This window comes from Enterococcus spodopteracolus, from assembly GCF_030441955.1.
Taxonomy (GTDB): Bacteria; Bacillota; Bacilli; order Lactobacillales; family Enterococcaceae; genus Enterococcus_B; species Enterococcus_B spodopteracolus.
Genome location: NZ_JARJHD010000001.1, coordinates 590,145 through 605,819, shown reverse-complemented (window position 1 = coordinate 605,819; position 15,675 = coordinate 590,145). Strand labels below are relative to the sequence as shown.

Genomic DNA, 15,675 nt, shown 5'->3' with positions numbered 1-15,675 from the left:
CAGAGTGTTCTATCGTTTCCTGTCTATTTTAGCATGCGGTTCTTGGCAATTCTAGTCTTCTTTTATTGTTGTTCCATGGAAACAGCCATTTTTAATGCATTCATCGAATCTTGATTCGTGATCGTATAGACAGTGGTTGGTTTTTGCCAAATGATTCGAGTATTTTGATTCGTGCCATCGGCCATATTGATTTCGATCGTTCCGACTTTTTCCGGTGCAGGTAATCGGGCAGACTCCAAGTAAGTCACGATCTGTTTGGCCAAAGGTACAGGATCTTGTCCATCAATATTGCTGGCACGTATTCGTAACCGCCAATTTCCTTCTTGCCATTCAAGAATCGAAGAACCAGCAGCACCTTGTTGATAACCGACAATGTTATAACCGAGATCGACTTGTCTTCCTCCAGTATCGACCGTAAATGGCTGAATCGTGTTCAGTGTTTCTTGGGAAGATGCAAAGTCATCTTGATAAAGGTAAGAAGCGATTGGTTCTGATTGGTTCAATGAAGCGTCGTTTAGTGGTAGCGCTTGTTTTGATTGATAGTATAAGACAGAAAAGCCTTGTTTTGTCATCGTTGCTGCGATGTTCAAGTTAGATGACCCAACTGGGATCTCTTTGGGCATCGGTGTGTCTGGATACTCTTTTTGCAATTGCTCAAAGGCAGTTTGCGTCGAATTTTCTTGCGTACTCGTACTTGTTTCAGCTGATGAGGCTGTCTCATTGCTACTTACGGAAGATGACCCTATCTCTTCCGTTGAAGTACTGGTTTCTGTCGTACGAACTGTTTCATTTGTCGTTTCTTGACTCGTTTCACTTGGTGATTGACAGGCACCGAGTAAAGCAACTGCGAATAAGCTGATCAAACCTATTTTTTTCATTCGAAACACTCCTCTCTTAGTATTAAGGATACGCTTTGTACCTGTTTTTGCCAAATATGATCTCTAAAGAACACAAAAAAACTGTTTCGCGAAAACGAAACAGTTTATTCTTTATTGTCGATGATATTCAAACGCACTTTTTTCGGTGCATTGATTCGTACTCCGTAAACGATCGTGCGGATTGCTTTCGCAACGCGTCCTTGTTTACCGATGATACGACCGATATCTTCGGGAGCCACAGTTAGATTGTATTCGTAAAAATCTTCCGACTCAACGACTTCTAGCTGGACTTGATCAGGATAAGTAACTAACGGACGAACGATTGTTAAGACTAAGTCGCTTAAATCTTTCATATCCGGTCACCTTATTTCTTTGAGAATTTAGCTTCATGATGTTTTTTCATAACGCCTTCTTTTGAAAGGATGTTACGTACTGTATCTGAAGGTTGTGCACCTTTTGATAACCAGTCAAGTACTAAATCTTCTTTTAAAACTACTTCTGCAGGGTCTTTCAAAGGGTTGTAAGTACCTACAGTTTCGATGAAACGTCCATCACGAGGAGAACGTGAATCAGCTACGACGATACGGTAAAAAGGACTCTTTTTAGAACCCATACGTTTTAAACGGATTTTAACTGCCATTATATATTTCCACCTCCATTGTTTTATTCACAAGATGTAGTGTACCAGTTTTTTTTTACCCTGTAAAGCTTTTTTTCTTTACAGTCTGATTTTTTTCTATTTTTATTCTTTCTCTAAATAGTTAGTGTCCTTTTCTAAGGATTTCTTCTTACTTTTTTGAATCATCAAGGTTGAACATAGGAAGCTTATAAATCCCCTATCCATAAGCATTTCTTATGTTTTCGATCACACATTAAAATAACCCAAGTGTTTTTATTTGCTCAGTTTACTTATTTTTTGTAAGATAAATATAGAAAGATTGAAGGAGGAATTGTTTTATGACAAAAAAAATTGGTTTTTTCATCGGAAGTTTAAGAAAAGATTCATACAATAAGAAAGTTGCAGAAACTTTTGCGGACTTATTACCGGAAGGATACGAGAGCGTATTTGTAAAAATCGATGACCTTCCTTTTTATAACGAAGATATCGAAACACCTGAGCAAACACCTGCAGAATGGACACGTTTCCGTGAAGAAGTCAAAGATCTAGACGGCGTGATCTTTGTAACTCCTGAGTACAACCGCTCAGTGCCAGCTGTATTGAAAAATGCCTTGGATGTTGGTTCTCGTCCTTATGGTCAAAGTGTGTGGGATAAAAAACCTGGTTTAGTGGTCACTGCTTCTCCTGGTGGAGTCGGTGGTTTTGGCGCAAATCATCACTTACGTCAATCATTAGTCTTTTTAAATGTCCCAACATTACAACAACCAGAAGCGTATATCGGAAATATCACTAACTTACTTGATGAAGATGGCAATATTATCCAAGGAACCGTTGATTTCTTCCAAACGATTTTAGATGCGTATCTAGATTTCGCTGGAAAATTGAACGCTTAGTGTCTTGCTAATTTTACAAAAAACCACGAAACAGCATGTTGTTTCGTGGTTTTTTGTGTGACCTACTATTCTTTATGCTCTTCTTTGCGATAGTGAAGCTCGATGAACTCACCAAAGCGTTTCGTGTCCACCAATTGATACCGCTGTACATAATCTCCTTCTTGAAAAAGACGAATCCCTTTTCCGAGTAATACAGGCGCAATTTGAATGTACCATTCATCAATCAGTTGCTGTTCAATGATTGGTTTGAGCAAACTACCGCCACCAACTACCCAGATCCTTTGTTCACTTGATTCCTTCAACCCCTTGAGAAAGCTTACAGGATGTTCGTGAACGACCCTAGCATCCTCCAACTTCAATTCTTTGTCTGTTGAAAAGACATAATTGGTTTTTTCTGGATAGATCTTGGCTGTATCTAAATATTTTTTGGCTTCTTGATACGTTTTTCTGCCCATGATCGTTGTATCGATGGTTTGATAAAATGCATCATAGGTTGTTTTTTCCCCAGTAGGCGTATCGAAGAGCCATTGTAAGTCATCATTAGTTGTTGCTAGATAGCCATCCATACTGATTGCTCCGTAAAAAAAGAGCTTAGACATATTATCCTTCTCCTTTAGCGTTTGATTTCCTGGTGGCGAAAACAAGTGGTCAGGTGATCGTTGATGATCCCTACCGCTTCTAAAAAGGCATAAATGGTCGTACTTCCAATAAATTTGAAGCCGTGTTTTTTCAAGTCCTTCGAGAGGCGATCAGAGAGTTCACTAGTAGTTGGCACTTCATTTTGGTCTTGATAGTTTCCGATCACGACTTCGCCATTGACAAAGGACCAGAGGTAATCAGAAAAACTCAGTCCGGTTGATTGCATGGCTAAAATAGCTTGTGCGTTAGCGATTGCCGCTTCAATTTTCCGGCGATTGCGGATGATTCCTTTGTTTCTCATCAATTCTGCGATTTTTTCGTCAGTATAGCTAGCGACTTTTTCGAGTTCAAACTGGTCGTAAGCTTCATCAAAAGCTTGGCTTTTATTCAAGATCGTTTGCCAGCTGAGACCTGCTTGATTGATATCAAGCATTAATTTACGGTACAATCGTTGGTCCTCATATTCAGGTACCCCCCAAATCGTATCATGGTACTCACGCATCATTTCAGTTGATTCACTCCATGGACAGCGTTGCATCGACTCACTCCTTTTAGGATTTTCAAACAATGTATGAAAAAACTCCGAAGACAAAATTAAATACGTCTTCGAAGTTTTTTTGCACTTGATTACTATTTATTTCTTTTTCTTCTTTTTCTTTTTGTTTTTCTTCATCATGCGATTCATCGCCATTTTTCCTAGCTTACCTTTGACACCGGTACCGAACATTTGGTCCGTGCCAGGAATATTCATGTCCCCTTTAGACATTTGTTGCATCATCTTACGGGATTCTTTGAATTGTTTGATCATACGATTGACTTCCACTACACTGTTTCCTGAACCAGCAGCAATTCTGCGTCGACGGCTTGGATTCAATAGGTCTGGGTTTTCACGTTCTGCAGGTGTCATCGAATAAACCATTGCTTTTTTACGCTCAACATCTTTCGGATCAACTTTGATATTTTCGATTCCTGGCATTTGATTCATTCCTGGGATCATTTTTAATAAGTCTTCGATTGGGCCCATACCCATGACTTGATCCAATTGTTCAATGAAATCATTGAAGTCAAATGAGTTCTCACGCATTTTTTGCGCAAGCTCTTCTGCTTTTTTCTCATCATAGTCTTGTTGCGCTTTTTCAATCAGCGTCAACATATCCCCCATACCAAGGATACGACTTGCCATGCGATCTGGATGGAAGACTTCTAAGTCAGTCAGCTTTTCACCAGAACCGATGAACTTGATCGGTGCACCTGTCACTGAACGAATTGATAGCGCCGCTCCCCCACGTGTGTCTCCATCTAATTTTGTGATGACGACCCCTGTGATCCCTAATTGTTGATTGAAGCTATCCGCAACGTTGACGGCATCTTGACCAGTCATCGCATCGACAACGAGTAAGATTTCGTTAGGTTGTGTCAAGTCTTTGATTTGTTTTAATTCATCCATCAATGTTTCATCAATGTGTAAACGACCAGCTGTATCGATCAATACGTAATCATTTTTCTTTTCTTTTGCAAGTTCCATCCCTTGACGAACGATTTCTACAGGACTCACATCTGTTCCCATATCAAAAACCGGAACATCCAATTGCTGTCCTAAAACTTTTAACTGGTCGATGGCAGCAGGACGGTACACGTCACCTGCAATCAATAAGGGACGAGCATTTTCATTTTTCTTTAAATAATTCGCTAATTTACCAGTAAACGTTGTTTTACCTGCCCCTTGCAAACCAGCCATCATGATGACAGTCGGGATTTTAGGTGATTTAGTCAATTCAACTGTTTCAGACCCCAGAGTGATCGTTAACTCTTCATCCACGATCTTTACGATTTGTTGTGCTGGAGAAAGACTATCAAGCACTTCTGCTCCAACTGCCCGTTCGCGCACACGTTTTGTAAAGTCTTTGACTACTTGTAAGTTGACATCGGCTTCTAATAGCGCAAGACGGATCTCGCGCATCATTTCCTTGACGTCAGCTTCAGAGACTTTTCCTTTTTTTCGTAACTTTGACATCGCCTGTTGTAGGCGTTCAGTTAAGCTTTCAAATGCCATATTTTATTCATTCCTTTTTGTTATTCTTCGATTTCTTGAATTTTTTTGATGTATCCTTGCAGCGTTTGATCTTCAGGATACTGTTCATTGATATAGTTCGTCAATTCTGTCAACAACTGTTCACGAACGACATAATCAGAAAAAAGGTGGAGTTTTTTTTCGTAATTCTCCAAGATCTTGCTCGTACGTTTGATATTATCATAAACTGCTTGGCGACTGACTTCATATTCTTCAGCGATTTCTCCAAGTGAAAAATCATCTGCATAATATAATTCCATATAATTCATTTGTTTCTCAGTCAACAGTGTCGAATAAAATTCAAAAAGAGCATTCATCCGATTGGTTTTCTCAATTTCCATTCAACTCACCTCATTGATCCATCCACTCTTCTTCTGAGCAGACACTGATTTTTTGTTGGAGAAAATAGGCGGTGGCTACACCAATGCCTTCTTTCAGACTACCAGTGAAACTACCATCATAGATAGTTGACGAGCCGCAGGAAGGACTATTTGCTTTTAAGATCAACGTTGAGATCTGCTTTTCCTTTAGAACTTGATAAGCATTGATCGCACCTTTTTTATAGGCTTCTGTGACATCTTCTCCAGAGATCGTCATGACCTTTGCCTGATGATCCCAGACATCAAACCCATCACCACCAACGATTTCTGCTGGTTCTCTTGGAATGGGCAAACCTCCTGCTACTTCTGGACAGATCATGATTGCTTGACCTTCTGTCACGAGTTTTTTTAAGGCAGGGATTGTTTGTTCCCGGCCATCATAGCGACATGAGACGCCACCTAAACAAGCACTGATACCAATCATCGGACATTTTCTCCTTTAGCTGAGCAAATTGCTTTTATATTATACCATTTATTTAGCTGGTTAAATAGTCCTTGCCTCCGATTCTGTGCTAAAATAAAGGAGATGAAATTTATCAAAAGGAGAATTTATGAAAAAAGTACTAGTTGTTGATGACGAACCCTCAATTGTAACATTACTGACATTCAATCTTGAAAAAGAAGGATATAAAGTAACCAGTGCTGCAGATGGTCAAGAAGGTCTTGATCTTGCATTAGAACATTCATATGATTTCATTATTTTAGATGTGATGCTTCCTTCGATCGATGGTATCGCGATCACACAAAAACTTCGTCAAGAAAAAAATGACACACCTATATTGATCCTAACAGCTAAAGATGATCAAGTCGATCGAATCATCGGACTGGAGATCGGTGCGGATGATTATTTGACGAAACCCTTCAGTCCTCGGGAAGTCCTTGCGCGGATGAAAGCCATCTTTCGTCGAATCGAGCCGCGTAAAACTCAATCTGATGAGGCAGAACCAGAATACTTATCAATTGGACAAATCAAAGCCGACTTGACGAATTATCAAGTGACGATTGAGGACCAACCGATCGAACTCACGCCGAAAGAATTTGAGTTGCTTGTTTATTTCATGAAACGCAAAGATCGAGTGATCGACCGAGATACACTGTTGGATCGTATCTGGAATTTTGATTTTTCTGGACAAAGTCGCATTGTTGATGTCCATGTCAGTCATTTACGTGAAAAAATCGAGCGTGATCCGAAACATCCTAAATATTTACTGACTGTTCGGGGCTTTGGATATAAATTCCAGGAACCAAAACGATGAAAAACCAATGGAAAAAATTCTCCGAGCGCTTATTTTTTCTCGTCTTGTTACTTGGCTTATTTTTTGGTGGATGGCAGATCATCTCCCATTATTTCCAACAACAGATCATCGAACAGCAAGAAAGTTATTTGACTAAAAAAGCGCAGTTATTGGCTCGTCAACTAGATGTCGAGAATCCAGCTTCTGCTAGTAATAAAGCAGTTCTGGATGATTTTGTCCATCAATCCAATGAACGAGTGACATTGATCGATCAAACTGGCACGATCATTTATGACACGGAAGAATCCTCTCTGCATGAACAAAGAAAAACACGTCCGGAAATCAAAGCGATCTTAGAAGGCAGTACGCTTGGCACTTCGCTTCGTCAGAGTACGACATTGAACGAAGAATTACTTTATGTCGCCTTGCCTATCAAAGTCAATGGGAAATTGGTAGCGATCATTCGCATCGCTGAACCTACAAGTGGCTTTCTTCCTCGAACGGAAAGTTTTCGCCGTTGGGTATTCGGTTTCTTCTTGGTTTTCTTTCTTTTATTGACATTTATGATCTACTATCTGATTTACCAACGGAACCAACCACTCAAAACAGTGATTCCTGTTTTGAAAAAGATGGTCAAGAACCCGGAACAAACGGAGATCATTATGCAGACTTCTGATCAATGGGAAGAATTATATCAGACGATCAATGGCTTGAGTGAACAGATGACCAAAATGTATCGCGCCTATACGACGACGGAAGAGCAATTATACAGCTTGTTGAATGAATTGATGATCGGTGTCTTTCTGATTGACTCCAATGCCACACTGCGCTTGCTTAATCCAAAAATGCAAGTCCATCTAGGTGTGAAAGACTATCAAGAAAATCAACATTACACAGAAGTGATCCGCGAACCAAAATTGATCCAATTGATCCATCAAGTTTCTCCGACTGAACCAATCGTTCATCAAGAAGTCACGATTGCTGACGGTACGCAAACATTGGATATCAGCTTGCGTTATTTCAATAGTTCAGAGGATACTGGACAAATTTTAGGTGTTGCTTATGATCTGACAAAAGTTAGACATTTAGAAAAAATGCAAAAAGATTTTGTCGGCAATGTCTCACATGAATTAAAAACACCTGTCACTTCTTTGATCGGGTTTACTGAGACTTTACTGGACGGTGCAAAAGAAGATCCCGACACACTGACTGAATTTCTATTGATCATGCAAAAAGATGCGATTCGTTTAGATAAGCTGATCCGAGAAATTATTCAGTTATCAAAAGACGAAGAGAGTTTACATGAAACCCAAACGATCTATATGGAGCCTTATTTCCAACAGGTGATCCAAAGCTATCAACCAATGATTCGGAAAAAACAGTTGACGATCAAATTGATTGGAGAAAATACTGCCTTTACGACACATCCTGATTTGCTTTACCCGATCATCAAAAACTTGTTTGAAAATGCGATCCAATATTCAAAAGAAGAAAGTGAGATCATCATTCGCTACGAAAGCCACGATCAGCTGATTTTCTCTGTACAAGATTTTGGTATTGGTATCGATCGCGAAGATCAAGAACGCATCTTTGAACGTTTTTATCGTGTAGATAAAGCGCGTAGTCGCCATTCAGGTGGTACAGGATTAGGATTGTCGATCGTGAAAGAATACGTGAATTTACTTCATGGTACAGTGGAAATCGAAAGTCATCCTGGTATTGGCTCTACCTTTATTGTGATGATCCCTAAAATCAATTAATCGTGAACCAGATAGGTATAAATGAAATAAGCGTCAACCTCCAAGAACATTTCTGTTTTAGGAGGCTGACGCTATCTCTTTGTACCCAACAAGTCTTCGCTCACTTCTTGAAAAATGGAAATACTTTTCTCCAACGTTTTTTCGTACGTGTCGTATCGATCTTACCTAAATGCAAATATTTTTCCACGAAAAAGGTCAACTGACGAAAGATGGATTCTGCTGCGAAAAAGAGCATGACCACCATTAAGATAGACACTGGAGAAATGGCTGATATTGAAAATAGTTTATGCAAGAAGACAACAGAAAAGACGATTCCACTTGCACAAAATAGCATGATCCGTGTTCGAAATTGATTCAATGGTTGACAGATTTTATAAAGGACTAAAAAGCCAACAACGATCAGCAACATAGTTGAGGCTGTCGACGTATCGGTTTTGTTCAGATTTAAAATTGAACCACCCACGACTAAAGCGCCTACCACCATCATATCGGTCAAACCACCCGGAATGGCTTTTTCCAAGACGTTCTCAATGAATCGGCCTTCGATTCGGTTTTCATTTTCTTCCAATGCTAATAAAAAGGAAGGTAACCCGATCGTAAATAAACTAATCAATGTGATTTGTGAAGGTTCTAATGGATAAGTGAATGCAAAAAGAACAGAAAAAACAGACAGTAAGAATGAAAAAATATTTTTTACTAAAAAAAGACTGGCAGACCGTTCGATATTGTTTACGACACGCCGGCCTTCGCCAACAATCTCTGGCATTTTAGAAAAATCTGATTCCAACAAGACCACTTGTGCAGCTTGCATCGTCGCTTCATTCCCTGATGCCATCGCAATACTACAATCGGCTTCTTTCATCGCTAAGATATCATTTACACCATCCCCAGTCATCGCCACTGTATGCTTCTCTTTTAGTAAACGGACAAATTCCTTTTTTTGTTCTGGTTTGACACGGCCAAAGACGGTATATTTTTCCATTGCTTCTGGAAATTCTTCTTCCCTTAACGAGGAGACATCCACATATTGCTCCGCGTTTGAAATACCTGCTTGTGTTGCAACATGAGAAACTGTCGCTGGGTTATCTCCAGAAATCACTTTGATAGCAACTTCTTGTTTCTTAAAGTAATTAAACGTCGCTTTCGCTTCTTGACGAATCGGATTAGCAATCAATAAATAACCTAACGGGATAACGGCTTCTTCCAAGTCTTCTTGTGACAGTACCCCTTGGTATTCACCAAAAACTAATACACGATAGCCTTGATCCGTATAAGCGCTAAATTCAGAGGCATAATTTGTGAACGCTTCACGCAAGACCATTTCTGGTGCTCCAAGGACATACGTTTTATCCGCAAATGTCACGCTGCTATATTTTCTCACAGAAGAAAAGGGTAAACTTGCTGTTGCCTCCCTGTCAGAATGCTTCGTAAAGTAATTTTTGATTGCTTGCATCGTTTCATTGTCAGCTTCGATTGCCTGTGCGTAGTCACCAAGTAATTCATCTAACTGATCTGCTGTTTGTTTTGCTAAAGAATTCTCAGAAATCAGCACACGTTGAACGTCCATCGCATTTTCAGTGATTGTTCCTGTTTTATCGACACATAATACGTCCACTCGTGCTAACGTCTCAATACTTTTCATGTCATGAAGCAACACTTGTTGTTTCGCTAAGCGTGTCGCACTCATTGCTAAAGCAATCGTCGTTAGTAGGTACAGTCCTTCAGGAATCATACCGATCAACGCAGCTTCCATCGAAACAATACTTTCCCTCAACGTATTGCCATTGTAAAAATAGCTTTGAGAAAATAAGGTCAATCCAATGGGGATAATGATGATCCCTACCCATTTGATGATCCTATCTAACGAAGCAATCATCTCTGATTGTTCTCCTGTCCCCATTTCTTTTGCCTGCATCGTTAATTTGGCAATATAAGATTCATTGCCGACTCGTGTCAACTGAACCTTCGCATTACCCGCGACGATGAAGCTTCCCGACATTAATTCGTCGCCGATTCCCTTACTTATCTCATCCGCTTCACCAGTCAATAGCGCTTCATTCACTTGTAGATTACCGTCTATGATCTTTCCATCTGCAGGGATCTGGTCTCCTGTTTTTAGAATGACGAGATCATCTAGAACTAACTCTTCGATAGTTATCTTCTGTTCTTGACCATTCCGTAATACTTTGACTGTTGCGGCATGTAACATGCTCAACTGATCTAAAATTTTCTTGGAATGAATCTCTTGATAGATTGCAATGCCCGTATTTGCCAATATGACAGGTAAAAAAGTCAAATTTTTATAGGAGTTGACGACACATAAAAGAATCGCTAAGACTAAAAAAATCAGATTGAAATAAGTAAAGGCATTCTCCATCACGATTTGCTTATTCGTTTTAAATGTAGAACTCGTTGCTTGATTGACAGCGCCAACACGTATTCTTTCTTGTACCTGTGTGTCTGTCAGCCCTTCATTTTTGTTAGGATCAATGCGTTCTAATTGTGCCAACATTTGCTGTATCTGTTTTTCTCGCTGTTTATCTTTTCTTCTCATAACTAATCCCTCAACTTTTTTTCTACTCTTTAACCATACGTCATTTCGTCCAATAAATCCTCAGATATAACTGATATTCTTCTTTCAAAACTGTCATATGAAAAAAACAAAAACGTAGAGTGGACAACAAACTAAAAAAGCTTAGATCCTCAGCGAGGAACTAAGCTTAATGATCTATGGTAGTCGTTATGAATAAACATGTGATTGAAAGATGGATTCAATCTTATGATAAATTACCTTCTGCGTCACGCTCAACTTTCATCATACTGATTGGTAGGTAGCCTAAATCTTTAACTGGTCCTTCTTGAACGGCATCAGTCATCATGAAGTCTAAGAACTTCTTCACTTCTGGTTCTGGTTCGCCATTTGTATACATATGCTCATAAGACCAGATTTCCCAGCTATTGTCTGAGATATTTTCAGGAGTTGGTTCTACACCGTTGATTTTCAACGCTTGAGTAGAATCATCTAAATAAGAGAAAGCTAAATAGCTGATCGCGCCTGGTGTTTGTGAAACGATTTGACGAACTGTTCCTGATGAATCTTGTTCTTGAGATTGTATTGGTACAGCGCCATCTAATGCCCAGTATTCAAAGGTTGCACGAGTGCCACTTCCGTTTGCACGGTTGATGACGTTGATTTCTTGATCTGCTCCGCCTAGTTCACTCCAGTTAGTGATCTTACCAGTGAAGATGTCGATCAATTGTTCTTTTGTAATATCTTCAACGCCTGTATCTTTATTTACGATTGGTGCCATTCCAACAACTGCTACACGATGGTCTACCAATTTACTTGCATCGATTCCATCTCTTTGTTCTGCAAATACATCAGAGTTTCCGATTGTTACAGCACCTGACGCTACTTGACTAAGACCAGTTCCACTTCCGCCACCTTGAACAGAAATCTGATAGTTGGGGTTATCTTGTGTAAACATTTCTTGTGCAGCATCAACTAAAGGTTGCAAAGCGGTTGAACCGACCGCTACGATTTTTACTTGATTATCTGAACTAGCCGAGTTGCTTGCTGATCCATCCGTACTTCCTGAACCAGAACCACATCCAGCTAAGATAAAACCTAATACTCCTAAAGAAAATAAAACTTTTTTCATTTATATGCCCCTTTCTTAGTTACAAATTGATTGTATCAGGGTACTGTAAATCCTAGATATTGAATATGTAAAGTTATTGTTAAGTTGTGTAAATATATCGTAAAACAAAAAAACGTCCGAAAATGGACGTCCTACAAAAAACTAAATCTTTTCTATAAGTAAGGATTGTTCACGGATCTCTGTATAATAGAATAGGCCAACTGCTAACGCAAAGGAAGCAATCGCTACATAAAAACAAGGTTTGATGGTCAAAAAATACATCGCAGAATAGCTTGTATCTTTTAGTCCACTTTCACTTAATCCATTCGGACCGATGATGATCCTCGGTAATATCGAAAAATAAGATGTAAAGACCAGCATAGAAGAAAACTGGATCAAATGCCAATTATACTTTTTTATAAATGTTTTTGAAACGATCAAATTCACACTGATCAAAAAATAAAAAAGGGTCAATGTCGGAAAATTTTTGGAAATAATAAAGCCACTTCCATTGATGATGCCAAGAATCTCGGCACCTTGTACTACTGCATTCACCCATGTAAAAGGCAAAAGAAAAATTGGGGAAAACCAAAGAAACAAATACAATTGTTCTAGTTTTATTCTCTTTTTCATACAAAACCTCCCAAAAGACACTCCATCTATCATACTATATGCTATTTCTCTAAAAAATCTGAGGGGAAAGACTAGTTTTTTAAGAATAAAGCAATGAGAGTTTATTCATTTTATTCAGAATATTTCTAAAAAGAATGGATTATTAATTGTTTGATTTTACAATAAAAACCAAGGAGAACTGACTTGGAGGAATGTACCTTTGCAATTATTCTACATAAAAAATACAATCTACTTATCGATGTGTGTGCCTTATTTTTATCTCGCTCTACTTTTAGATTATTACTATCATTCAGTCATCCTATTTATACTATTGATATTTTGGGCTTTTTTTCTTGGTTTTACGTTGAGACGAGCCAATCGTTTAGGAACATTGGATCTTGGCAATCTTTGTTCTACGATCACCTCTTATTTATGTTTTGCTAAATGTACTGAATGGCATTTTTTATATCATCCTTTTCCCCTGAACAGATCATCTTACTACTCACTGGTATTTACTTATTTCCACAATTATTAGGAATCATTTGGGGAAGTATATTTGCCTATTCGCGTAAGCAAGTAAAATAAGCGTTCACTTTTTTAGATAGCAAAATAAAAGTAAAGCACCCAGAGACGGTTAGCGGTCGTTAGAGGGCTCTACTTTTATTTTTATATTTCTTTTTGGCCAAGGTTCGATATTTGGCGAAGCAGTCAAGGCAACACTTCGTAGTTTTTTATATTTCATGTAAATAGATTTTTTTGATGATCAGCTTATCGAATAGTTGAGATTGACTATCTTGTTCACCGATGATTTCTGCGATCACGATTTTACCATTTGGTTTTTTCCTTAATTGGTAATTGATTTTACCCGTTTCTGTTAATTCATTGAGCATATCAACAACCCCGCCAAAACCAGTTTTCTTCGTAATGAATCCTAATGCCACCATTCGTTCATCAAGATTTTTAGCAGAGATAGACACACCTGTAACTAAATATTGTTTTAAGGCGCTGACCAATTCATCTAACGATTCAGAAGTGGATACGATGGCCGTGCGATTTTTTGTGAATGGTTCGTTTGTCTCAGTTCCATTTGTTTTTGCTTCTTCTGTTTCTGTCGTAACGAGTTGGCGAAGCGTGGCTAATTCTTGCAACAACGTCTCATATTGCTCTTGGGTCAACATCACACCAGCAACTTTTTCACGATTAAAAATATATACGCCTGTTTCAGCTTTTCTAGCTTGGTCAAACACATCCATCGGCGATCTTTTCACTTCTGTAATCGAAGATGTAGGTACTTCTAATTTCTTTAATTCCAATGGATTTTCCTCCTTTGTTTTTCCAGTCCATTATAGCATATTCTAGCGTTCGATGATTCGTTTACTCGTAAAAGTTATTTTTGTGTTGATCCAATAATCGATGTCTGATAATAGTTTTTCGATTCCAAGTGAATCTTGATAAAAATAAGTTTTCTGATCGTTAGTGAGACTAGCAGAAAAAAAGTGGTCTGTGATGACAAGTTGAGCATAACTAGGTGGCTTACTCCTGGTACATACGTGGATCGATGTGCGTTTGCGATGACGTAACGTTTTATCTAAAATGGCTGCAAGTCGTCTAGCTTCTTCATGATCATAGCGAAAAAAGAACACGATTTTTACTTCCGGTGCATACATCTCCAGATAGCCTCGTTCATTTAATAATTTCAGCAACATCCTTGCCCAATCGGTTGTTGGCTGAAACAAAGCTTGTTGCAAAGCGATACGAAATTGGTTTGATTTTTCAATAAAATTAGGGATCGTGTCTGCTAATGCTTGGTAGGCAACAGCTTCTTCATAGATAAAGCGATCATGAAGACCTATTGAATACTTTAACCACTCTTGGAATAGTACTCTTGTTATGTTCTTTTTGTTGGAACTTTCAAAATCATTCGTCAACCAAAATAATGAATCTAATTTTTCAGTAACGATCGATAATTTTTGATAGACGGAGGTTTTTTCGATCCTTTCCCACCGCTTGTCTGTGATCAAATGGCTATTCAGGCGCAAGATAGCCCGATAATTCTTTTCTTTAGTCGGAAGCTTTTGTTCAGAGCGAAAGAGTAGTTCTGGAAAAATCTCATAGAAGAACAATTGATGATTTGTAAAAATCTCAATATCTGTATGTTTGGCACGATGATCTAGAAGTTGGATGAATAGTTCTGAAAATGTTTGCTCATGGTCTTCCTTAAAAAAAGTTGGGAACTCTTTGAGAAAACAAAAAAGTAAATATCTGATTTTTCGTTCAGAACCATAGATTTGCCGCTTTTTGTAGGAAAAAGAAAGATGATAATCCCCTAACCATTTTTTTAATCGCTCTTGTGCGGAACGATCGTATTCGAAGGAGTATTCCCTTTGTAAAATCAGATCCCGTAATAAACAGAACGAATCCGATCGAATCAAAAATTCAAACAAAAGAAATGGTTCATTGTATGCTTGGTGGTAGACCAGTTGGACTTCTTTTTTGTCATACGCTAATTCTAAGGGATAATCCTCTGATTTCAATCGCTTCAAATAACGATCGATCGTTTTGACATCGACATCCATCCTTTTGGCTAAGTCGCTTTTCTTCCATGCCAAATCTTTCATTTGGTTGATCAGTAAAAAGATATTCTGTGCATTTTTTGTTAGTAATGTTTGCCAATTCATTGCTTAACCTCACTCTATCAATAGTTTTTCCAGAGTGGTTCATCAATACTCTGAAAATGTCTCTTATATAAAGTACGCAAAGAAATATTTTTTATTTTTATTATTTTACTAATTTACAAAATTAACCAGAAATTAAACCAACGTCTCTCGTTTGTGTAAATCATACCAACGACAAAAAAAGTGGGACCTTCGTTCTCTCCCATCACCTAAAACCGGATAAACAACAGGAACAGAAGTAACTTCTTCGTAAATAAGGCGCCAGCCACAAA

Annotated in this window: 16 protein-coding genes; 3 read left to right on the top strand and 13 right to left on the bottom strand. The window is 38.5% G+C overall.

Annotated features, from left to right (window positions below):
- Positions 1-62 precede the first annotated feature (62 nt).
- The 3 genes from P3R27_RS02875 to rpsP form a co-directional block, all read right to left on the bottom strand.
- Positions 63-878, bottom strand: coding sequence for a hypothetical protein (locus P3R27_RS02875; RefSeq protein ID WP_301355894.1), 816 nt, complete (start codon positions 876-878; stop codon positions 63-65).
- Positions 879-982: 104 nt separating this feature from the next.
- Positions 983-1,231, bottom strand: coding sequence for a KH domain-containing protein (locus P3R27_RS02870; RefSeq protein ID WP_010735007.1), 249 nt, complete (start codon positions 1,229-1,231; stop codon positions 983-985).
- A gap of 11 nt (positions 1,232-1,242) precedes the next feature.
- Positions 1,243-1,518, bottom strand: a complete 276-nt coding sequence (gene rpsP, locus P3R27_RS02865; protein WP_010735006.1) for a 30S ribosomal protein S16 — start codon at positions 1,516-1,518, stop codon at positions 1,243-1,245.
- A gap of 317 nt (positions 1,519-1,835) precedes the next feature.
- Here rpsP and P3R27_RS02860 point away from each other — a divergent pair, with 317 nt between their 5' ends.
- Positions 1,836-2,390, top strand: coding sequence for an NADPH-dependent FMN reductase (locus P3R27_RS02860; protein ID WP_019722768.1), 555 nt, complete (start codon positions 1,836-1,838; stop codon positions 2,388-2,390).
- Positions 2,391-2,455: 65 nt separating this feature from the next.
- Here the strand turns inward: P3R27_RS02860 and P3R27_RS02855 are convergent, their stop codons facing one another.
- The 5 genes from P3R27_RS02855 to P3R27_RS02835 all read right to left on the bottom strand — a co-directional run bounded on the left by P3R27_RS02855 (position 2,456) and on the right by P3R27_RS02835 (position 5,904).
- Entirely contained in the window at positions 2,456-2,989 is a 534-nt protein-coding gene (locus tag P3R27_RS02855; protein WP_126134209.1) for a dihydrofolate reductase family protein, read from the bottom strand.
- Between the two features lie 14 nt (positions 2,990-3,003).
- Positions 3,004-3,567: a DNA-3-methyladenine glycosylase I gene (locus P3R27_RS02850; protein ID WP_126134210.1), complete on the bottom strand. Its 564-nt coding sequence runs from the start codon at positions 3,565-3,567 to the stop codon at positions 3,004-3,006.
- Between the two features lie 96 nt (positions 3,568-3,663).
- Positions 3,664-5,082: a signal recognition particle protein gene (ffh, locus tag P3R27_RS02845; RefSeq protein WP_077151125.1), complete on the bottom strand. Its 1,419-nt coding sequence runs from the start codon at positions 5,080-5,082 to the stop codon at positions 3,664-3,666.
- A 20-nt stretch (positions 5,083-5,102) separates the two neighbouring features.
- Positions 5,103-5,441, bottom strand: coding sequence for a putative DNA-binding protein (locus tag P3R27_RS02840; protein ID WP_010735001.1), 339 nt, complete (start codon positions 5,439-5,441; stop codon positions 5,103-5,105).
- A 10-nt stretch (positions 5,442-5,451) separates the two neighbouring features.
- A complete protein-coding gene (locus P3R27_RS02835) occupies positions 5,452-5,904 on the bottom strand; it encodes a 2-thiouracil desulfurase family protein (protein ID WP_034687292.1) in 453 nt (150 codons plus the stop codon).
- 127 nt (positions 5,905-6,031) lie between these two features.
- Between P3R27_RS02835 and P3R27_RS02830 the strand changes: the two genes are divergently transcribed.
- Together P3R27_RS02830 and P3R27_RS02825 are read left to right on the top strand one after the other, a co-directional pair.
- A complete protein-coding gene (locus P3R27_RS02830; RefSeq protein ID WP_010734999.1) occupies positions 6,032-6,736 on the top strand; it encodes a response regulator transcription factor in 705 nt (234 codons plus the stop codon).
- Positions 6,733-8,475 carry a sensor histidine kinase gene (locus P3R27_RS02825; protein ID WP_034687294.1) on the top strand — a complete coding sequence of 581 codons (1,743 nt, stop codon included), beginning with the start codon at positions 6,733-6,735 and terminating at the stop codon, positions 8,473-8,475. Before P3R27_RS02830 ends, P3R27_RS02825 begins: the two co-directional genes overlap by 4 nt.
- Positions 8,476-8,575: 100 nt before the next feature.
- Here the strand turns inward: P3R27_RS02825 and P3R27_RS02820 are convergent, their stop codons facing one another.
- From P3R27_RS02820 to P3R27_RS02800, 5 genes are all read right to left on the bottom strand, one after another.
- Positions 8,576-11,029 carry a cation-translocating P-type ATPase gene (locus P3R27_RS02820; RefSeq protein ID WP_126134211.1) on the bottom strand — a complete coding sequence of 818 codons (2,454 nt, stop codon included), beginning with the start codon at positions 11,027-11,029 and terminating at the stop codon, positions 8,576-8,578.
- A gap of 223 nt (positions 11,030-11,252) precedes the next feature.
- The gene (locus P3R27_RS02815; RefSeq protein ID WP_034687299.1) at positions 11,253-12,137 is read right to left on the bottom strand and encodes a phosphate ABC transporter substrate-binding protein PstS family protein; all 885 of its coding nucleotides are present in this window, start codon (positions 12,135-12,137) and stop codon (positions 11,253-11,255) included.
- 141 nt (positions 12,138-12,278) lie between these two features.
- Positions 12,279-12,749, bottom strand: a complete 471-nt coding sequence (locus P3R27_RS02810; RefSeq protein WP_034687300.1) for a hypothetical protein — start codon at positions 12,747-12,749, stop codon at positions 12,279-12,281.
- A 710-nt stretch (positions 12,750-13,459) separates the two neighbouring features.
- Complete coding sequence (locus tag P3R27_RS02805; RefSeq protein WP_034687302.1) at positions 13,460-14,041, bottom strand: prevent-host-death protein; 582 nt, start codon at positions 14,039-14,041, stop codon at positions 13,460-13,462.
- Between the two features lie 42 nt (positions 14,042-14,083).
- Positions 14,084-15,406 carry a hypothetical protein gene (locus P3R27_RS02800; protein WP_034687303.1) on the bottom strand — a complete coding sequence of 441 codons (1,323 nt, stop codon included), beginning with the start codon at positions 15,404-15,406 and terminating at the stop codon, positions 14,084-14,086.
- Between the last annotated feature and the right edge of the window lie 269 nt (positions 15,407-15,675).